Origin of the sequence: Cytobacillus citreus, assembly GCF_018343665.1 — a bacterium.
In the GTDB taxonomy this organism is placed as follows: Bacteria; Bacillota; Bacilli; order Bacillales; family Cytobacillaceae; genus Cytobacillus; species Cytobacillus citreus.
On the sequence record NZ_JAGYPM010000002.1, the window covers coordinates 107,210 to 126,147 of the forward strand.

13 protein-coding genes and 2 riboswitches are annotated in these 18,938 nt (G+C 35.5%); of the genes, 8 read left to right on the forward strand and 5 right to left on the reverse strand.

Translation table 11 applies throughout. From position 1 onward, the window contains the following. Positions 1-15: 15 nt before the first annotated feature. The 5 genes from KHA94_RS06815 to KHA94_RS06835 all read left to right on the forward strand — a co-directional run bounded on the left by KHA94_RS06815 (position 16) and on the right by KHA94_RS06835 (position 8,572). Entirely contained in the window at positions 16-2,856 is a 2,841-nt protein-coding gene (locus KHA94_RS06815; RefSeq protein ID WP_213101411.1) for a 2-oxoglutarate dehydrogenase E1 component, read from the forward strand. A 230-nt stretch (positions 2,857-3,086) separates the two neighbouring features. Next, complete coding sequence (odhB, locus tag KHA94_RS06820; protein ID WP_213101412.1) at positions 3,087-4,304, forward strand: 2-oxoglutarate dehydrogenase complex dihydrolipoyllysine-residue succinyltransferase; 1,218 nt, start codon at positions 3,087-3,089, stop codon at positions 4,302-4,304. Between the two features lie 2 nt (positions 4,305-4,306). Continuing rightward, positions 4,307-5,500, forward strand: coding sequence for an ADP-forming succinate--CoA ligase subunit beta (sucC, locus tag KHA94_RS06825; RefSeq protein ID WP_338030756.1), 1,194 nt, complete (start codon positions 4,307-4,309; stop codon positions 5,498-5,500). Between the two features lie 26 nt (positions 5,501-5,526). After that, entirely contained in the window at positions 5,527-6,429 is a 903-nt protein-coding gene (gene sucD / locus KHA94_RS06830) for a succinate--CoA ligase subunit alpha (RefSeq protein WP_213101414.1), read from the forward strand. 527 nt (positions 6,430-6,956) lie between these two features. Next, a riboswitch (ZMP/ZTP riboswitch) is annotated at positions 6,957-7,036 on the forward strand. A gap of 148 nt (positions 7,037-7,184) precedes the next feature. Then, positions 7,185-7,265, forward strand: a riboswitch (glycine riboswitch). A gap of 107 nt (positions 7,266-7,372) precedes the next feature. Then, positions 7,373-8,572: a phosphoglycerate dehydrogenase gene (locus KHA94_RS06835; protein ID WP_213101415.1), complete on the forward strand. Its 1,200-nt coding sequence runs from the start codon at positions 7,373-7,375 to the stop codon at positions 8,570-8,572. Positions 8,573-8,798: 226 nt separating this feature from the next. Here the strand turns inward: KHA94_RS06835 and KHA94_RS06840 are convergent, their stop codons facing one another. After that, positions 8,799-9,467, reverse strand: coding sequence for a hypothetical protein (locus tag KHA94_RS06840; RefSeq protein WP_213101416.1), 669 nt, complete (start codon positions 9,465-9,467; stop codon positions 8,799-8,801). A 146-nt stretch (positions 9,468-9,613) separates the two neighbouring features. After that, the gene (locus KHA94_RS06845) at positions 9,614-10,027 is read right to left on the reverse strand and encodes a MarR family transcriptional regulator (RefSeq protein ID WP_213101417.1); all 414 of its coding nucleotides are present in this window, start codon (positions 10,025-10,027) and stop codon (positions 9,614-9,616) included. Between the two features lie 303 nt (positions 10,028-10,330). Here KHA94_RS06845 and KHA94_RS06850 point away from each other — a divergent pair, with 303 nt between their 5' ends. Both KHA94_RS06850 and KHA94_RS06855 read left to right on the forward strand, forming a co-directional pair. After that, positions 10,331-11,587 carry a DUF445 domain-containing protein gene (locus KHA94_RS06850; protein WP_213101418.1) on the forward strand — a complete coding sequence of 419 codons (1,257 nt, stop codon included), beginning with the start codon at positions 10,331-10,333 and terminating at the stop codon, positions 11,585-11,587. A gap of 592 nt (positions 11,588-12,179) precedes the next feature. After that, on the forward strand, positions 12,180-14,588 hold the full coding sequence (locus KHA94_RS06855) for an Ig-like domain-containing protein (RefSeq protein WP_213101419.1): 2,409 nt from the start codon (positions 12,180-12,182) through the stop codon (positions 14,586-14,588). Between the two features lie 231 nt (positions 14,589-14,819). Here the strand turns inward: KHA94_RS06855 and KHA94_RS06860 are convergent, their stop codons facing one another. Further along, positions 14,820-15,449, reverse strand: coding sequence for a GNAT family N-acetyltransferase (locus KHA94_RS06860; RefSeq protein ID WP_213101420.1), 630 nt, complete (start codon positions 15,447-15,449; stop codon positions 14,820-14,822). Positions 15,450-15,571: 122 nt separating this feature from the next. On the opposite strand from KHA94_RS06860, the gene KHA94_RS06865 reads away from it, so the two are divergent. Next, a complete protein-coding gene (locus KHA94_RS06865; RefSeq protein ID WP_213101421.1) occupies positions 15,572-16,372 on the forward strand; it encodes a MerR family transcriptional regulator in 801 nt (266 codons plus the stop codon). 363 nt (positions 16,373-16,735) lie between these two features. On the opposite strand, the gene KHA94_RS06870 is transcribed toward KHA94_RS06865, so the two are convergent. Both KHA94_RS06870 and KHA94_RS06875 read right to left on the reverse strand, forming a co-directional pair. Next, positions 16,736-17,968 carry a polysaccharide deacetylase family protein gene (locus tag KHA94_RS06870; protein WP_213101422.1) on the reverse strand — a complete coding sequence of 411 codons (1,233 nt, stop codon included), beginning with the start codon at positions 17,966-17,968 and terminating at the stop codon, positions 16,736-16,738. Between the two features lie 44 nt (positions 17,969-18,012). Then, positions 18,013-18,753 carry a hypothetical protein gene (locus KHA94_RS06875; RefSeq protein ID WP_213101423.1) on the reverse strand — a complete coding sequence of 247 codons (741 nt, stop codon included), beginning with the start codon at positions 18,751-18,753 and terminating at the stop codon, positions 18,013-18,015. Positions 18,754-18,938 lie beyond the last annotated feature (185 nt).

Here is an 18,938-nt window from a genome sequence, read left to right on the forward strand (position 1 = left end):
AAGGGGTGTCAAAGTATGAATAACAAAACTAGCTCGTGGCATGATGTCTTTGGACCTAACTTAGGTTATTTGTTAGAACAGTATGAACTGTATTTGACTGATGCGAATTTAGTGGACGAAAGCTTACAAGGGTTATTTGCAGCGTGGGGTGAACCACAATTAGAAATGACCCAGAATAATGAAGCAGGATCACAGCAAGGATATTCACCGACATTCGTTATGAATAAAATGAAGAAGCTTGTAGATGTATTGAAGCTAGCGGAAAATATTCGCACAAATGGTCATTTAGAAGCAAATATTTATCCATTAGAAAAACAAGCTCCATCCAATTTACTCACTTTGTCTTATTATGGTCTAACAGAAGAAGATGTAAGGGAAATCCCAGCAGAACTGATTTGTCCAGAGAAGAAGGGACAATTATCTGATGGATTAGCAGCGATTCAATATTTAATGGAAGTGTATACTGGCCATATCGGATTTGAAATCGGGCATGTTGAACCAGAAGAAAGACTATGGCTTCAAAACAAAATTGAAAATAATGATGGTGCATTATCCTTTTCAACAGCAAAAAAAGCGGATCTTTTAAGCAAGTTGTATAAAGCAGAAGGATTTGAACAATTTATTCAAAAAACGTATGTTGGGCAAAAACGTTTTTCTGTTGAAGGATTAGAAACACTAGTTCCTTCCATTGAAGAATTGGTCGCTTTATCAGCAGAAGATGGAATTGAAAACGTCATGATCTCGATGGCGCATAGAGGTAGATTGAATGTCCTTGCACATGTATTGGAAAAACCATATGAAGCCATGTTTTCGCAATTTCAACATTCAACATGGGTGAACGATAATCCTGATTATTCGGAAACAAAGGGCAGCACAGGTGATGTTAAGTATCATATGGGGGCTGTAAAGAACAGACAAATCCAGGATAAAAAAATTAAAGTCACCTTAGCAAATAACCCAAGCCATCTGGAATTTGCAGGTACAGTAGTAGAAGGATATGCAAGAGCAGCACAAGATGATCGTTCTGAAAAAGGTTATCCGCAGCAAGATGTATCAAAAGCACTTGCACTATTGGTGCATGGAGATGCTGCTTTCCCGGGCCAAGGTGTTGTAGCAGAAACCCTGAATTATTCAAGAATAAAAGCTTATCAAACAGGTGGAACCATTCATATTATTGGGAATAACCGTATTGGTTTTACAACAGAGAGTGAAGATTCAAGATCAACAAGATATTCCAGTGATTTGGCGAAAGGATATAGCATACCTATTTTTCATGTCAATGCTGATGCTCCAGAGGCAAGCTTGGCAGTTATGCGCTTAGCATTCGAATATCGGAAAAACTATAAAAAAGATGTTTTAGTTGATTTAATTGGGTACAGAAGAATGGGCCACAATGAAATGGATGAGCCAATGGCTACAAACCCGGTAACCTATAACATTGTCCGAAAGCATCCAACGATTACAGCTGTTTATAAGCAGCAGCTATTAGATGAAAAATCACTGACAGAAGAGCAAATAAAAGAAATTGAAACAACCGTATTAACGAAGTTTTCAGAGGCGTATAAAAATATTGATAAAGAAGCTTCAGAGGTTCGTTCGATTGCAGAATTACAAGCGGAACATCATCATGAAATTCCAAAAGTAGATACTACTGTCGATAAAGCAACTTTAACAAATATTAATTCCGAGCTTCTAGAATGGCCAAAAGGCTTCAACGTGTTCGGAAAGCTGCAAAAAATATTGAATCGTAGACTAGAAGTTTTTGAGAAAAAAGGAACGATTGATTGGGCACATGCTGAAGCATTAGCATTTGCAACGATCTTAAAAGATGGCACTCCGATTCGATTAACTGGACAAGATTCTGAAAGAGGTACATTCTCCCACCGAAACATTGTTTTATCGGATGAAAAAACGGGTGAAAAATATTGCCCATTGCATGCAATCAGTACATCAAATGCATCCTTTGCTGTTCATAATAGTTCACTTTCGGAAGTATCAATTCTAGGCTTCGAATACGGTTACAATGTTATTTCACCTGAAACGCTTGTACTTTGGGAAGCACAATTTGGTGATTTTGCAAACGGTGCACAAGTCATCATTGACCAATTTATTTCGGCTGGTCAATCCAAATGGGGTCAAAAATCAGGAATGGTCATTTTATTGCCACACGGTTATGAAGGCCAAGGACCTGAACATTCAAGTGCTAGATTAGAACGTTTCCTTCAAATGGCAGCTGAAAATAACTGGACTGTTGCGAATCTGTCTTCCTCAGCTCAATATTTTCATATTTTAAGAAGACAAGCAGCGATATTAAAAACAGATGAGGTAAGACCTTTAGTCTTAATGGCTCCAAAAAGCTTATTACGTAATGCTTCTGCTGGAGCGTATTTAGAGGAATTTACAAATGGTCAGTTCCAAGCGGTTATTGAACAACCAGGGCTGGGAAGCAAACCAGATCAAGTAGAGCGAATTGTCTTCTGTACAGGTCGACTTGCAGTGGAATTAGCAGATCATGTGGCAGATTCAAAAGCCTTTAACTGGTTAGATATTATTAGAATTGAAGAATTGTATCCATTCCCAGAAGAGCAAATTAGAAGCTTAATGGGTAAATATAAAAACCTAAAAGAAGTTATCTGGACACAGGAAGAACCAAAAAATATGGGTGCATGGAGCTATATTGCACCAAAGTTAGTACGTTTAGTGTCAGATCAAATTAAAGTTTCCTATGCTGGCCGACCAGAAATGTCCAGCCCTTCTGAGGGAGATCCAATTATTCACAAAAACGAACAACAAAGAATCATCAATGAAGCTTTAACACCAACTGATAAAAAAGCAAAAGAAGTCGTAAGTATTTAGTTTTTTTACGAGAAACGAAAATCATAAGCTGACGGATTGATTTTAAACTTGGCTAATATGAAAGTTTAAGTTTATTAACGTACTAAAGTAAAGTGTGTTTTCAATTAAATATCTGATAATAAGATCGCATAAGTAAAACTAAGGCATTCGCCAAAAAGGACTTGGCGAACGCCAAGTTTTTCTAATTAATACATTGGAAATTCATATTTATAAAAGGATGTGTAAAGAAGATGGCAGAAATAGTCGTTCCCGAATTAGCTGAATCCATTACAGAAGGTACCATTGCTCAATGGCTAAAACAACCAGGTGATCCGGTTTCAAAAGGTGATTATCTATTAGAGCTTGAAACAGATAAAGTAAATGTGGAAATTATTTCTGAGTTTAGTGGTGTATTAAAAGAGCAATTAAAAGCAGAAGGCGATACCGTAAATGTAGGGGAGACGATCGCTATTATTGATGAAAATGGTGTTAGTGGCTCTGCACCACAAGCAAGTGAAGAAAAAGCAACTCCAGAAAAAGCGCCTGTTGTTGAAGCAACTACTGAATCTTCAAGTGATGTAATTGCTTCTCCTGCGGCAAGAAAATTAGCGAGAGAACGAGGAATTGATTTACAAAATGTATCGACTGTCGATCCATTAGGAAGAGTTCGCCAACAAGATGTTGCGAACCATGTTTCAGAGGGTCGTCCAGCTGCAAACACAGCACCGCAAACAGCAGCTGCTAAGCAACCGGCTGTAACAGATAGTAAACCAGTAGAAAGAATAAAAATGTCTCGCCGTCGTGCAACCATTGCTAAAAATCTAGTAGAAGTCCAGCATACAGCTGCCATCTTAACAACATTCAATGAAGTAGATTTGACTGCTGTTATGAATCTAAGAAAGAAAAGAAAAGATGCATTCTTGAAAGAGCATGATGTAAAACTAGGATTTATGTCGTTTTTTACAAAAGCTGTCGTCAGTGCTCTTAAAGCCTATCCGTTATTAAATGCAGAAATTCAAGGTAATGAATTAGTCGTTAAGAAATTCTATGATATTGGAGTGGCTGTTTCTACTTCTGATGGCTTGGTTGTTCCAGTAGTACGAGATGCAGACCGGTTAAATTTTGCTGAAATAGAAAAAGAGATTGGACGTTTAGCATTGAAAGCAAGAGAATCAAAACTTGCTTTATCCGATCTCCAAGGCGGTACATTCACGATCACAAACGGTGGTACATTTGGTTCTTTATTATCGACACCAATCTTAAATGCTCCACAAGTCGGTATATTGGGCATGCATTCTATTCAAAACCGACCTGTCGCTGTCGATAACGAAAGAATTGAAATTCGCCCAATGATGTATCTTGCACTTTCTTATGATCACCGTATTGTAGATGGAAAAGAAGCGGTTGGATTTTTAGTGAGAATAAAACAACTGCTTGAAGATCCAGAAAAATTACTTTTAGAAGCATAAGAATAGAAAGTCTTACTTTTTTAAGGAGGCAGAATATGAATATCCATGAATATCAAGGAAAAGAAGTCCTCAGACAATATGGAGTATCGGTTCCAAACGGAAAGGTAGCTTTTACTGTTGATGAAGCAGTAGAAGCTGCAAAAGAACTTGGAACAAAGGTTTGTGTAGTTAAAGCACAAATCCATGCTGGTGGACGCGGTAAGGCTGGTGGTGTTAAGGTTGCCAAAAACCTTGAGGAAGTTCGGCTTTATGCTAATGAAATTTTAGGTAAAACGCTTGTTACACATCAAACGGGTCCAGAAGGTAAAGAGGTTAAACGGTTACTGATTGAAGAAGGCTGTGATATTCAAAAAGAATACTATATCGGCTTAGTATTAGACCGTGCTACATCACGTGTTGTTTTGATGGCCTCTGAAGAAGGCGGAACGGAAATTGAAGAAGTTGCTGAAAAGACGCCGGAAAAAATCTTTAAGGAAGAAATTGACCCTGTTGTTGGATTGACTGCCTTCCAGGCACGCCGTATTGCTTTTAATATCAACATACCAAGCAACCTTGTTGGACAAGCTGTTAAATTTTTGATGGGCTTATACAATGCTTACATCGATAAGGATTGCTCAATTGCTGAAATCAACCCGCTTGTTGTCACTGGTGATGGGAAAGTAATGGCACTGGATGCTAAGTTAAACTTCGACTCCAACGCACTATACCGTCGCAAAGACATAATGGATCTTCGTGATTTGGAAGAAGAAGATGCAAAGGAAATTGAAGCTTCCAAACATGACTTAAGTTATGTAGCTTTAGATGGAAATATCGGTTGTATGGTTAATGGCGCGGGGTTAGCGATGTCCACAATGGATATTGTAAAGCACTACGGAGGAGAGCCAGCTAACTTCCTTGATGTTGGGGGCAGCGCTACAGCTGAAAAGGTAACAGAAGCATTCAAAATCATCCTTTCTGATCCAAACGTAAAAGGTATTTTTGTTAATATCTTTGGTGGAATTATGAAGTGTGACATCATTGCAACAGGTGTTGTCGAAGCAGCAAGACAAATTGGCTTAACAGTACCTCTAGTCGTACGTTTAGAAGGGACAAATGTTGACTTAGGCAAGAAGATTCTAGCTGAATCAGATATTGATATAATTGCAGCTGAATCTATGGCTGACGGTGCCCAAAAAATCGTTTCATTAGTAGGTTAACTGGAGATCAGAAAGGGGAATTTGACGTGAGTGTATTTATTAATAAAAATACAAAAGTCATTGTTCAAGGGATAACAGGTTCAACTGCACTATTCCATACAAAACAAATGCTTGAGTACGGTACAAAAATTGTCGGTGGTGTTACTCCAGGTAAAGGCGGCAGTGAATTAGAAGGAGTTCCCGTCTTCAATACAGTGAAAGAAGCCGTTCAAGCTACTGGTGCTACAGTATCAGTCATTTATGTCCCAGCTCCATTTGCCGCTGATGCTATTATGGAAGCAGTTGACGCAGAGCTTGATCTGACAATCTGTATTACTGAACATATTCCTGTACTAGACATGGTTAAAGTAAAACGCTATATGGAAGGAAAGAAAACGCGTCTTGTCGGTCCGAACTGCCCTGGTGTGATTAGTGCTGATGAGTGTAAGATTGGCATCATGCCTGGATACATCCATACGAAAGGCCATGTGGGGGTTGTATCTCGTTCTGGTACTTTAACCTATGAAGCGGTTCATCAACTAACGCAGGCTGGAATCGGACAAACATCAGCAGTAGGGATCGGTGGTGATCCGGTAAACGGCACAAACTTTATCGATGTTTTAAAGGCCTTCAATGAGGACCCAGAAACATACGCAGTCATTATGATTGGAGAAATCGGCGGTTCTGCTGAAGAAGAAGCTGCTGAATGGGTGAAAGCCAATATGACGAAGCCTGTAGTCGGATTTATCGGCGGACGCACTGCACCGCCAGGAAAACGAATGGGACATGCAGGAGCCATTATATCTGGTGGTAAAGGAACAGCAGAAGAAAAAATTCGCGTCATGAATGAATGTGGAATTGAAGTGGCAGATACTCCATCCGTAATGGGAGAGACACTGATTAAGGTTCTTAAAGAAAAAGGGCTATTTGAAAAGTGCAAAACAAACTAAATTTTCAGTAGGTAATAATGATAAACATTGAGGTATAACAGTCTTTTGACTTAACATAGAAATACTTATGGGAGCTCCTTTTGTAGAAAGTTTGTTTATGTGAACAAACATCCAACATTTCTACAATAGGAGCTTTATATATATATCTACAAAATACTTTGATTAATTTACTAATTCTGGAGCCTGTGCGAAGCTAGTGGGGACAGGTTCACAGTCTAAGTTTGAAAACTATTTAATTTTTCTGTTTGTCGAAGATTAAAATTGGCGTTGTGATGGAAAAGGGACAATGGGCGAGCTGGGATAAAGTGAAACTTCCATCAGTGGGGGTTTTCTTTCATCCCCCACTGATGGATAGTTGAACCAATCGGGCCTTTACGGGCAGTTGATCCCCCACTTAGGTTTCTTTAATTCTCTCGAAACCTTGAAGTGGGGGTCATACTGCCCGTTAATCTGCGATAAACGAATTAATTATTTGAAAATTTTAGGTTGAAGGTTGATAGAAGATCTGATAAGATAAAACAAATGAAAAGGCTATGTGTGACTGGCGAAAACGGATAACCGTGGGGGAGCACATAGTGTCGAGTAGCCGTTCGCCTGGGCAGAGGTAAGGAAAGTTTTCCTTGCCTCTTTATGTTTATAAGGGGGATCGTGGAGGCGAATCAATACAATATATTTATAAATGTTGAATATTGGATATTCCACCAACTAAAAACTAAATAATGGATGCTATGATTGTTATGGATCACACTATAACAGGAGCAGCTTCTGGAGAGAATGCAGTATAACTGCAGCGCCGAAGGGTTCAAAATCTCAGGTAAAAGGACAGAAGAGAGACAAATATTAATACCTATTTGTTTTTTTGACGTCTAAAGAGATTGGAGAACACCAGTCTCTTTTTTTAGTAAATATAAAAAACTATTATATGTAAAGAGGAGAAAACGAAATGAACACAGTGACTGAAATAAAAGTAAAAACAATAAAAACGTTAAATAATATTGCAGAAAGCGGATTAAATGTATTTAATAAAGATCAATATACAATCGACAATGTCAGTGAAAACCCTGATGCCATTGTTGTTCGCAGTTTTAACATGCATACAATTGAGTTCGGCAATCATTTAAAGGCCATAGCACGCGCTGGAGCGGGTGTCAATAATATTCCAGTCGACAAATGCACAGAACGTGGAATTGTAGTTTTTAATACCCCAGGAGCGAATGCGAACGCAGTAAAAGAACTTGTGTTAACTTCATTAATGGCTTCATCTCGTAATCTTTTTGCTGGTGTAGGCTGGGTAAAGTCATTAGAAGATGAAGGAGAACAAATTCCTAAGCTTGTAGAAGCAGGAAAGAAACAATTTGTTGGAAAAGAAATTAAAGGGAAAACTCTCGGTGTAATCGGTTTAGGTGCAATTGGTGCGCTTGTAGCGAATGATGCGCTCGATTTAGACATGGATGTGATTGGGTTTGACCCGTTTATCTCTGTTGATACGGCTTGGAACTTGTCCCGTAATGTACAGCGCGCTTTGACGATTGAACAGTTGTTTGCTACCTCTGATTATATCACCGTACATGTTCCGCTAACCGATGATACAAGAGGAATGTTCAATGAAGCATCCTTTAGCATTATGAAACCAGGTGTTCATATTTTGAACTTCTCTCGTGGTGAGCTTGTGAATGAAAAGGATATGGCAGCTGCACTTGAAAGTGGAAAAGTAGGGAAGTATATTACAGACTTTCCGAATGAGAATGTGTTAAAAATGAAAAACGTCGTTCCAATCCCTCATCTTGGTGCTTCTACCATAGAGTCAGAGGAAAACTGTGCCATCATGGCGGCTCGTCAGGTGAAGGAATTTCTTGAAACAGGTAATATTAAAAACTCAGTAAATTTTCCAAACGCGTCCATCCCTTATACAGGAAAGCGTCGTGTGACAGCTTTCCACCAAAATGTTCCAAACATGGTTGGCAAGATCACATCTGCTATATCAAACTATCATTTGAACATCGCTGACATGGTTAACAGGAGCCGAGGGGATTACGCCTATACGATCATTGACATTGATAATAAAGTAAACGGTGATATCATTCCTAGTTTGGAGGAAAAAATCAACGAGATCGAGGGTATTATAACAATTCGTATGATTTAAATAAAGTGATCGTCAGAACCGTTCTAAAACATTCAAAAGGGACGTGGTTTCTCGTCCCTTTTCTTAAAATCTAATATTCTACTCATTTTTATCTGTTCAAAGCCTAGTGTTCGTAATATACCAGCAAGCACTGAGATTAACGCACTCAAAATCAGTCCTGCGTATAGGACGGATAGGACAGGGATTGTTAACGAGCACAAAAAGGTGCGTATCATTTTTTTTATTTTCATTCCTTTTCACGTCTTATGATATGCTGTACTTTAGCGTCTGGAGATATTGTATATTTATCTTTATAATAAAGTGTTTGGAAATGACAATTTTTGCCGATTACCACAACATCCCCTTCAACAATTTCCGCATCTGTATAGGAAAGCTGCAGGTTTTTCCCTTTAATATATTTGCAAGTCAGCTTTTTCTTAAATAAAGAAAAAGATATTCCATCCTTTTCTACACATGCTTCATCTGTGATAAGCCTTTCGATCTCACTTTCACCTGACAGTTTTAACTGAAAGTGCTTTGCCTGTATTTCTTTCGCTCGAACAATGCCAGTTGAATAAATCTGTTCCGTCTGAAGAATTTGTTCGATTGTCAGTTTTCCAGTACTAGTAATCGTTGTTGATTGCCCATTCTTCATCTTTAAACTACCTGCATTTACAATCTCTTTAACCTCGCAATTGTCTTTTATGGCACATGATCCTGTATTTTTTAAAACATCTGCTACAACATGAGCATGAAAAGAACTATGTCCATGAGTAGAGATTTCTTTTAAGTGTACTTCTTGGTGTAAAGCAACGGAGCCGCGAATTTTTAACAGTTCACATTCTGATGCTAATTCTTTGATATTGCCACTTGTAAGGGTTATACTGCGTAGCTTCTGACCTTGTTCAATTGTCATTCATAAACACCACCATATTTTAATTAATATATATTTTAATGATTGAAATATATATTAATTAAAATGTATTGATCCTTATTTTGTCAAGAACAAAAAATCATGCCGTACTTAGACAATAAAAAAAGGATTTCAACTTTATGAAATCCTTAAAAAATCGTACTCATTAACTTATTCACATCTATTAATACTTTCGCTATATCTGTTAGTTTTTCTTGTGATAATTTTAAAAATAATTCTTGGACCTTAACTTCACCACTATTCGTTAAGACCATTTTCACTACTCGTCGGTCTTCATTTTCTCTTACCCGTTGTACTAAATTCAATTTTTCTAGTTTGTCGCACATCGATGTAACAGCTCCAGGGGTTACACTGAAAAAATCAGCAATTTCAGTTGCTTTCATTTCATCATTGAATTTCAGCTGGAGAAGAAGAATAAGCTGGCTTTGGGATAGCGACTCTCCTTCAGAGAGCAGATTTACAAACATCTTAGACTTCTGTTGTATTTCAAGCATTTCCCTCATAATGATTTCAACATTGTGCATTTGACTATTCTTTGACATATGATCACAGCCTAATATAATATTTACTAATTAAAATATATAGTAAGTATATAATTAATCTTGGCCACTGCCAATCCCCAGGAGTAGCACGAATGAAATGCCATTACCCATTATTATTGTGCTTTCTAATATAGTGGTAAAGCAGAGGAGGCAGCCGATTGAAATCTGTGGTTCAATTACATTAAATATTTATCACAGTAAGAGCAATGAACCGTATCATAAGAAAATGAGGTTTTTTATAAGTAAACGGCTATTAAAATGGTAAGATAAAAGAAATTCAATTTATATCCGAGGGAAAATACTATGTCAAAACAACAAAAAAAATCAAAATATTTTGCAGGAATATCATTAGGAGTTATGGGGGCAGGATTTATCTTAACGATTCCTTTCCAAGAATTTTTTATTGGCCGATTATTGCAGGGAGGATTTGAGGCGGGTCTAGTAGGCGGACTGGCAGATTGGTTTGCTGTCACAGCTCTTTTTCGTCATCCACTAGGTATTCCGATTCCACATACGGCATTACTTCCAAAAAACCGTGATAGAATGACCAGGGCTCTTATTTCTATTCTTGAAAATGATTGGCTGACAAAAGAAAGTATTCAGGAGAAAATCAAACAGTTTCATATTGCAGACAAATTAATACAGATTGCAGAGAAGGAATTATATTCGGATTCCTTTAAAAAGTGGATTAGTTCTATCCTTCATCAGGCGATCAGTCATATAAATGTAGAAAAAATAGCACCTTTAATTGAAAAGGAGCTAAAGGACTATATTCTTACTTTAGATGTGAAAAAATTCCTTCAATCACTCGTAGGCCAAGCATTAAACAGAAATTTGGATGAAAAAGCCTTGGACTATATTCTGGCTGAAACTGAAAAGTGGGTAGTGAAAGAAGAAACAAAAATGAAAATAGGCGTAATGGCGAAACAATTACTTGATAATACGGAAGCGGATGGCTTTTTAAAGTTAGCCCTTAGTTCTTTTAGTAATTTTATTAATGAGGAAAAGCTTGGAAATATTATTCAACCATTTATTTTGAAAAGAATCATTCTCCTTCAAAAGGACGATAATCCATATAGACAATTGATTCTTTCTCGAATTCATAATGAGTTAGAAAGTGTGTTAGATAGAAAAGAAGTAGTATCTGAAATAAATGAATGGAAGAATACATTCGTAAATGACTGGAGCCCAACTGATCAAATTACAGTGATGTTAAAGAATCTGCAGAATAAAATGATTCTACTAACCCAAAGTGAAGAATTTATAGATCAATATGTGCTTACATTTATTAGAGGCCTCATAGATCGAATGAAAGATGCTCCTGAGAAAATCGATAGCATTGAAAATTGGATTCAAAAACAAATTTTCAATATTATTGACAAAAACCATTCCAAAATAGGCATTCTTGTAAAAGAAAACCTTGATAAGCTGGATAACGAAACGCTTATCGATTTAATGGAAAATAACATAGGTAAAGATTTACAATGGATCCGAGTGAATGGAGCTATTTGCGGTTTTTTAATAGGAATTATCTTAACGATTTTTAAGGCTGTTATATAAGTAAATTTTGTGAAATGGCTGAAGACGACCAAAATATTAGCGTCGATGACATATCCAAAACTAAACTTAGATGTATTGTGGTGAACATTACCACAAATAGCTGCTAAAATTTGAGCCTCTCTTTTGGTATAAAGAGAGGCTCATTTAACTATATAAGAAATTGTAAATAAAGGATGATCCTCGTTTGAATTCTACCTTTTCTTTTCCCTTGATAAAAAGTAGTGTTCGATTCCATCTAAAATCCGTTCAAGTCCAAAATCGAAGTCATCACCTATTGTGTTCTCTCCTTCATTTTCCTCGGTATAAGCTCCTGACATTAAAACGGGGTAAAGGTCTGGGTAACGTTCCTTTGTAACCAGCTTTTTTAGAGCTGCGCTGTAAAAATATGGATTGATAAGACACTAAAATAGCAGAGTGCTGAAATAAATTATCACATTCTACTCTTTTTTTTGTGTTTTCTAATAAGCACCTGTAAACATGTAATATTTAGATCTAATAATAAAATAAATCATTACAAAAAATTAATATTAAATTAATATTTATTAGGTTTAATTGAATAGGAAACTATAAATCTACTAGGAGGATTTATGAGATGATTAATAATAAAATTATGAAAAAAGGAGCTGCTTTAGCACTTGCTTTAGCTGTTACAGTTCCAGCATTATCACCTGCAGCAGCGGCTGCTCAAAAAGATATTAAGATAGAATCTGTTAGATTTAATGGAATGAAAGCACCAGCTACTATTGATGAAATGGTACAAACGTATACAACTGCAACAGTTGATGTGAAATATAGCAATGGAAAAGTAAAAACATTTCCGTTGTCTTACAACTACCTATTTAAATCGGAAGATAAGGTTGCAACAGCTAAAGGTGGAAAAATCCCTGCAGGAACTCCAATTGATGTAAACGGAAATCCAATTAAGGATCCTAGCAGCACAGACGGAAAATACTTTGTCTCCGATGCTCCGGATTCAAACAGCTTAATGATGCCTATTGACGGCAAGCTTTATTTGGTTACACATTATGAATATCAAACAATTGATGCTGCTGGTAAATCAGCATACGGTTTAGTTCCAGCATCTATGTCTTTAACTGAGTTGAAGCAGGACAAAAAAACAGGTGAACTTAAACCTATAAAAGTAGAAAAAATTGATTTTTCAGCGGTGAATGGACTTTGGATCCCATGTAACGGATCTTTATCTCCATGGAATACACATTTAGGTTCTGAAGAGTACGAACCAGATGCCCGTCTTTACTTAGACCCAACTTCGAAAGTAAGAAGTCAAGTTGAAACATTCTCTGAATTCTATTTTGGTGATAAAGCAAAGGCTAATCCTTATTTCTATGGCTTCACTCCTGAAATTGCAGTAGAGAAGAATGGTAAAACATCAGTTGTAAAACATTACAGTACAGGACGTTTCTCTCATGAGTTAGCTAAAGTAATGCCTGATAACAAGACTGTATTTTACGGTGATGATGGTGGTAATACAGGATTGTTTATGTATGTAGCTGACAAAGAAAAAGATTTATCATCAGGTACATTATATGCAGCTAAATTTAATCAAACAGGTACTGAAAACGGTGGTTCAGGAGACTTACAATGGATTAATTTAGGACATGCAACGGATAAAGAAGTGAAAGATATTATTGACAGCGGCATTACATTCAATGATATTTTTGAAACTTCAGATGCTCCTAAAGAAGGTTTTACAGCTATTAAAACATACTCAAATGAAGGAAAAGTAGAGTACCTAAAACTTAAACCTGGTAAAGAAAAAGCAGCAGCCTTCCTTGAAACACGCCGTTACGCAGCGATGCTTGGTGCAACTACTGAATTTAACAAAATGGAAGGTGTAGCACTAAACGAAAAGGATAAAAAAGTATATATTGCTATTTCTGATCAAAGTAAGGGCATGGAAAAAGATTCAACAGGAAAAGATCCAGCAGACCATATTCAATTACCAAAAATTAAAGCTGGTGTAACCTATCAATTAGATTTACAAGGTGGTCAAAAGGATAGCGAAGGAAAGGCTATAAATAGCTCTTATGTAGCACCTTCAATGTCTGGATTGGTAGTAGGAGAAGACCTCCCTGCTGCTGATGCATATGGAAACACGGCGAATGTAGAAAAAGTAGCTAATCCAGATAACTTAAGTTACTCTGAAGCAACGAGAACACTCTTTATTGGTGAAGATAGTGGTGCTCACACAAATAACTACGTTTGGGCTTATAATGTTGATACGAAAGAATTAGATCGTATTTTATCTGTTCCAGCAGGAGCGGAAGCAACTGGATTATTTGCTGCTGATGACCGCAATGGTTTCTCATACATTTTCAGTAATTTCCAACATCCTGGTGATGAAGTAGATGGTAAGTCAATTACAGCTGTTAATAAAGATGAATTACTTAAAGCTGTTGACGAACAAATTGGTATTAATAAAACAGGTGGTATTGGTTATATCTCTGGTCTACCTTCTTTTACAAAAATGCCAGATTTCACTGCACCAGGTGTTCCAGGAATAAACAATGTGACTGACTCTGCAACATCAATCAGTGGTAAAGCAGAAGCTAATTCAGTAGTGAAATTGTATATAAATGAAAAATACAGCCAGCAGACAAAAGCTGATAAAAATGGAAACTATAAGTTTAATATATCTAAGCTAAGTGCAGGCACAAAAATTAAGGTAACTGCTACTGATGAAGCTGGTAATGAAAGTGCTGCAAGCACTACTACAGTGATTGATAAAACAGCCCCTAATGCTCCTAAAGTAGATAAAGTAACAGCAAAATCTAAATCAGTTACTGGTACAACTGAAAAAGATGCTACTGTACAAGTTTATAATGGAAAAACATTATTAGGGGAAGCAAAAGCAAATTCAAAAGGAAAATTCACAGTGAAAATTAAAGCCCAAAAAGCAGGCACAAGCCTAAACGTTGTGGCTAAAGACAAAGCTGGAAACAAAAGTGAATCAACAGTAACAAAGGTTGCTTCTAAATAATAAACAAGTTCATTTATTAGACCTATAAAAATGAAAAGGGCTGTCATAAAAGTGATAAAAAAATGACTTTTGTGACAGCCTTCATTCGTTTTAATTTGACTCTACTATTTGTTGGGGTTAAGACAATTGGATAAGAATGTTATCATTTAGTCACCATCCTAAATTGATGGTTCCCCTTATTACAAATAAGGGGAACCGTTTTTCCTTTAATACTTTCATTTTTTCTATTCGTTAAAAATGATAACCGTATAAAAATACATTAAGTTTATCTTGTTTTGAATCAAAATAAATTTCTTTTTCTTTCATACGTTCAAAGTTTTGACTGTCGTAAAATCCATAGTTACATTTATCATCTGTATATAGATATAAAGATTCCACATCCGTACTTTTCATATAATTAAACAAATGATGAATTAGAGACTTTCCAACCCCAAGACCTCTAGATTCCTCTGATACAATAAATAATTGTATACAACCTTGAAAATCATCTTTTTTTCCTTGTATAAGTTCTTCATATGTGTCTTGAACCTTTGAAAATTCTTTCATAAATTTTTTATTTTCTTTATTAGACATGCTTACTTTCAGCATGGTATAGGCAAGACTTAAAATATTATGAGCTTTCTTTAAACGATTTTTGTCATTTTTTGAATCCCCCAAAATAACACCAATAATCTTATTGTTTTTTACTGCTACTTTGCTAAATGTACTTTCTAAAATACAGCCTTGTAGATAGATGTTTAATAGTGAATCTAAAAAATTCCTATCCTTAATAAATTTATTGAAGCCAAATGCTTCACCAATTAATTCTTTAATGGAGTCATAATCTTCTTTATCTAGACTTCTGTATATTACTTTATCCATATTTATCAAATCCCTTTGATATAATTTGGTATTTTAATGTAAATACCTTATTATGATCATAAAGTCTCCTCTAAAAGGAGAGTCAATGATCATGTAAGTAATAAATAAAGGAAGTGATTAGAGTGAAAAAGTTATTTTCTATTGGGGAAGTTGCTAAGATAAAAGACATTACAATAAAGGCGTTAAGATATTACCACCAAATGGGTATTCTTATTCCTAGATATATTGATGAGAAAACAGGTTATAGATTTTATTCTATAGATCAGTTTATTTATATAGATATTATAAAAAGTTGTAGAGAGTTAAGAACTAGTATAAGTGAACTTCAAGAGATATTTAAGGACTGTGATACTGATAAATTACTTAAATTTTTACAATTAAAAAGAGATGAAGCAGAAGAAAACATAAATAAAATGCAAGAAGTAATTAAAAATATTGATACCTTAAATATGCAGGTAGAGAATTCTAAGGATCTATTAAATAATGATGAAATATCTATCAAATTCTTTGAAGAGCGTTACATAATTGTAGCACCATGTAAAGAAGTGGGAGGTTTAAAGGAGTTACTTTACTATTCGGATTTAGAGAAAATCATTCAAGATAGAGAAGAAAAAATGTCAATGGATAGAGGAATCATATATAACTTAAATTCAGAGGGCAATGTAGAACCGAAATATGTTTTTAGTCAATTTCAAGGAAATGCTAATATTGAAATTGAAGAAAATGTAAAAATATTACCAAAGGGACAGTATTTAACTTTAGCCTATAGTAAAGAGAATGAGGAGGAACGTAGAAGAGAAATGGTTAAATATATAAAAGAAAATAATTTGAGAATTAACAGTTTGATTGAAGTGGAGTTATTTGCTGATTTCTTTAATACAGAATCCTATAGTTGTCAAATTCAAATGCTTATCCCGCATTAACGGGCAGTAAGACCCCCACCTCAAGATTGAGAGAGAAGCGAGGAAGATAGGTGGGGGACAACTGCCCGTAAAAGCCCGTAAAATGAACACAGACTAATAGCGCCACATCGTGTGGCAACGTCTGTGTGACCCACTTCCTGTGGGCCGCAACTAACCATCAGTGGGGGATGAAAAAAACCCCCACTGATGGAAGTTTCACCTTATCGGAAATAATGAGTCAGTTGACTGTAATCTTCAATCCTAACAAAGATCCTATAGAACGAAGTCATTCATCGATCTATAGGATCTATTTTGTTTCGGTAAAAGTATTTTAAATCGGATTGATGTTTATTCGTATTTGTATCAGCAAAAGAACGATCCAATTTACTGCAAACTGACAATTTTTAAATTCTGTTCTTGCAAGTGCTCAATGATTTTAGGTAAAGCATCAATCACAGCTTGAGATTCGTGCAAAAGGATGATGGAACCGGATGATTCCGTGTTATGAATATAATTAAATATTTTATCTGCATCACGAGATTTCCAATCTTCCGTATCCCTATTCCAAAGTACTATTTTGTTTTGGTGATGATTGACTGCATCTTTTGTCTGGTCATTAAATGCTGCATAAGGTGGTCTGAAGAGGACTACTTTTTCATTCGTAATATCCTCTATTACTTTATTTCCTTGTATAAATTCATTTTCTTGTTTTTCATAGGAAAGGTCAGACATGATTAGATGATTCATAGAATGGCTGCCAATCGAATATTTATTTGATTGAACATATCGAACGTCGTCAGGACGTTTTTTTGCATTCGTTCCTATAAAGAAAAAAGTACCGCCAACCTTGTATTTCTTTAAAATATCAACGATCTCCACTGTATATTTAGAAGGGCCATCATCGAAAGTAAGGGCCACATAGCCTTCTGGAAGGCTGTATGCTATGGACTCATCCAGTTTTATATAAGGAGGACTAGATGGAGTGGATTCATCTTTTACTAATTTAGTAGCTGGCGTAACAACGTTATTACTATTTACTTCATTGACATCAACAGTTTTCGCTTCTGCAATTGGAATAGTGTTATTATTGATTTCAGGCTCATTTAAATTTGAGTGATTTGAATATCCAAACAGTATGGAAAAAATAACACAAATCATGACAACGCTCACCCATTTAAATGGAAGCTTGTATCCTTTTGAATTGACTGCTTTATTTTTCTCTTCAATCTTTTTTTCTTCAATTGCTGATAGATTAGAAGATAAGTAAGGAAGTTTTTTAAAATCGTTAACACTTTGTGTGTTTTTAATAGAATCTAAGTTGTTTTTGTAATCTGCTGAACAAGCAAAATAAATTCGCTCACTTTTTTCACGGTATGTCCTTGTCATATAACTTATGTATTGTTTTTTGTTTGTGTCTATTGTTGTATGTAACGATAATCTGTATTTGTGATTTTCATCAAATTCAGATATGGTTATTAAATTTTCAGCTGTATCACTGTCAATTTCCCAAAAAAGTTCATCTTCTTGTTCAAAGGATAACTTTATGCGTAAATATGATTTTTCGTTACTCTTTTCAATTGCTACTAGTTCAAGTATTTTTCCGTGGTAGACTGACATGGTTGCCCTCCCCTCTCTAGTTGTCTCGAACGAGCGGCTAGCTGTTATTCTGATTGATTAGAAGTACTTGCTTTTGTTGTAAAAGAAAAGGACATTTTCTCTGTAAAATCATTAATGGTTTGCATTAATTGAGCCTTATCATCAACGAGCTTCTGATATTGTTCTGCATATTTTTGATTTTCTATTTCTAGGTTTCTAATTTTATCTTCAAGCTCATTGATTTTTAACATACTTTGATATTGAGCATTCGTAGATTCTTCAGTAAGCTTGTTGTATTTAGCTGTTTCTGTTTCAAGCTGATTGGAGATCTTCTCAAATTCCATGTTTGATGTAAGCTGATATTCTTTATAATCCTCAAGGAGCTGATCATATCTCATTTGTTTGTTTGTCAGGTTATTTTCTAATTCACGAATTTCCTTCTTCTTTTCTTGGATAAGCTGGTCTTTCTTAATTTGATCATGCTTATAACGATTAATTGTTTCATTTGCTGTAAATAATTGATCCTCAAGCCCTTTATATTTATAAGACTGCAATTGACGATCCTTAAGCATGTTTTCTAAAGAAACAATAACATCCAATGCTATTTTATCCTGGTCATTTTTTGAAAATAGGTTTTTATTACCATTTGTAACAGGCTGCTCATACTCGTTCATAGAATTAGCCGGCTCATCTACAATCATTTCTGCGATTTCTTGCTGTTCTGCACTATTTTTCTCCACTTGGTTTTGATAAGACAGGACGCCTTTAAACCAACCAATTCCTTTTTTATCCATTTCGCTAGCCAAAATCTCATCTCCTATATATGAATATTTAAGATTAAAGACCTATCCATACTAAAATATTAACATACAAAATATAGTATAAAATATTAAAAAAGTCCTTATTTTGTAGGATTTATGTCGAAAGATGTAAACTGTTGTATAAATTAAGCTAAATAAAAAGCCCTACAAGATGAAGTATCACCTTGTAG

Bases quoted from the DNA above. Each gene is read 5' to 3' on its own strand.
- odhB (WP_213101412.1), top strand. From the start codon at position 3,087: ATGGCAGAAATAGTCGTTCCCGAATTAGCTGAATCCATTACAGAAGGT.
- KHA94_RS06860 (WP_213101420.1), bottom strand. From the start codon at position 15,449: ATGGATAAAGTAATATACAGAAGTCTAGATAAAGAAGATTATGACTCC.
- KHA94_RS06870 (WP_213101422.1), bottom strand. From the start codon at position 17,968: ATGTCAGTCTACCACGGAAAAATACTTGAACTAGTAGCAATTGAAAAG.
- KHA94_RS06840 (WP_213101416.1), bottom strand. From the start codon at position 9,467: ATGACAATTGAACAAGGTCAGAAGCTACGCAGTATAACCCTTACAAGT.
- KHA94_RS06855 (WP_213101419.1), top strand. From the start codon at position 12,180: ATGATTAATAATAAAATTATGAAAAAAGGAGCTGCTTTAGCACTTGCT.
- KHA94_RS06815 (WP_213101411.1), top strand. From the start codon at position 16: ATGAATAACAAAACTAGCTCGTGGCATGATGTCTTTGGACCTAACTTA.
- KHA94_RS06835 (WP_213101415.1), top strand. From the start codon at position 7,373: ATGAACACAGTGACTGAAATAAAAGTAAAAACAATAAAAACGTTAAAT.
- KHA94_RS06850 (WP_213101418.1), top strand. From the start codon at position 10,331: ATGTCAAAACAACAAAAAAAATCAAAATATTTTGCAGGAATATCATTA.
- KHA94_RS06845 (WP_213101417.1), bottom strand. From the start codon at position 10,027: ATGTCAAAGAATAGTCAAATGCACAATGTTGAAATCATTATGAGGGAA.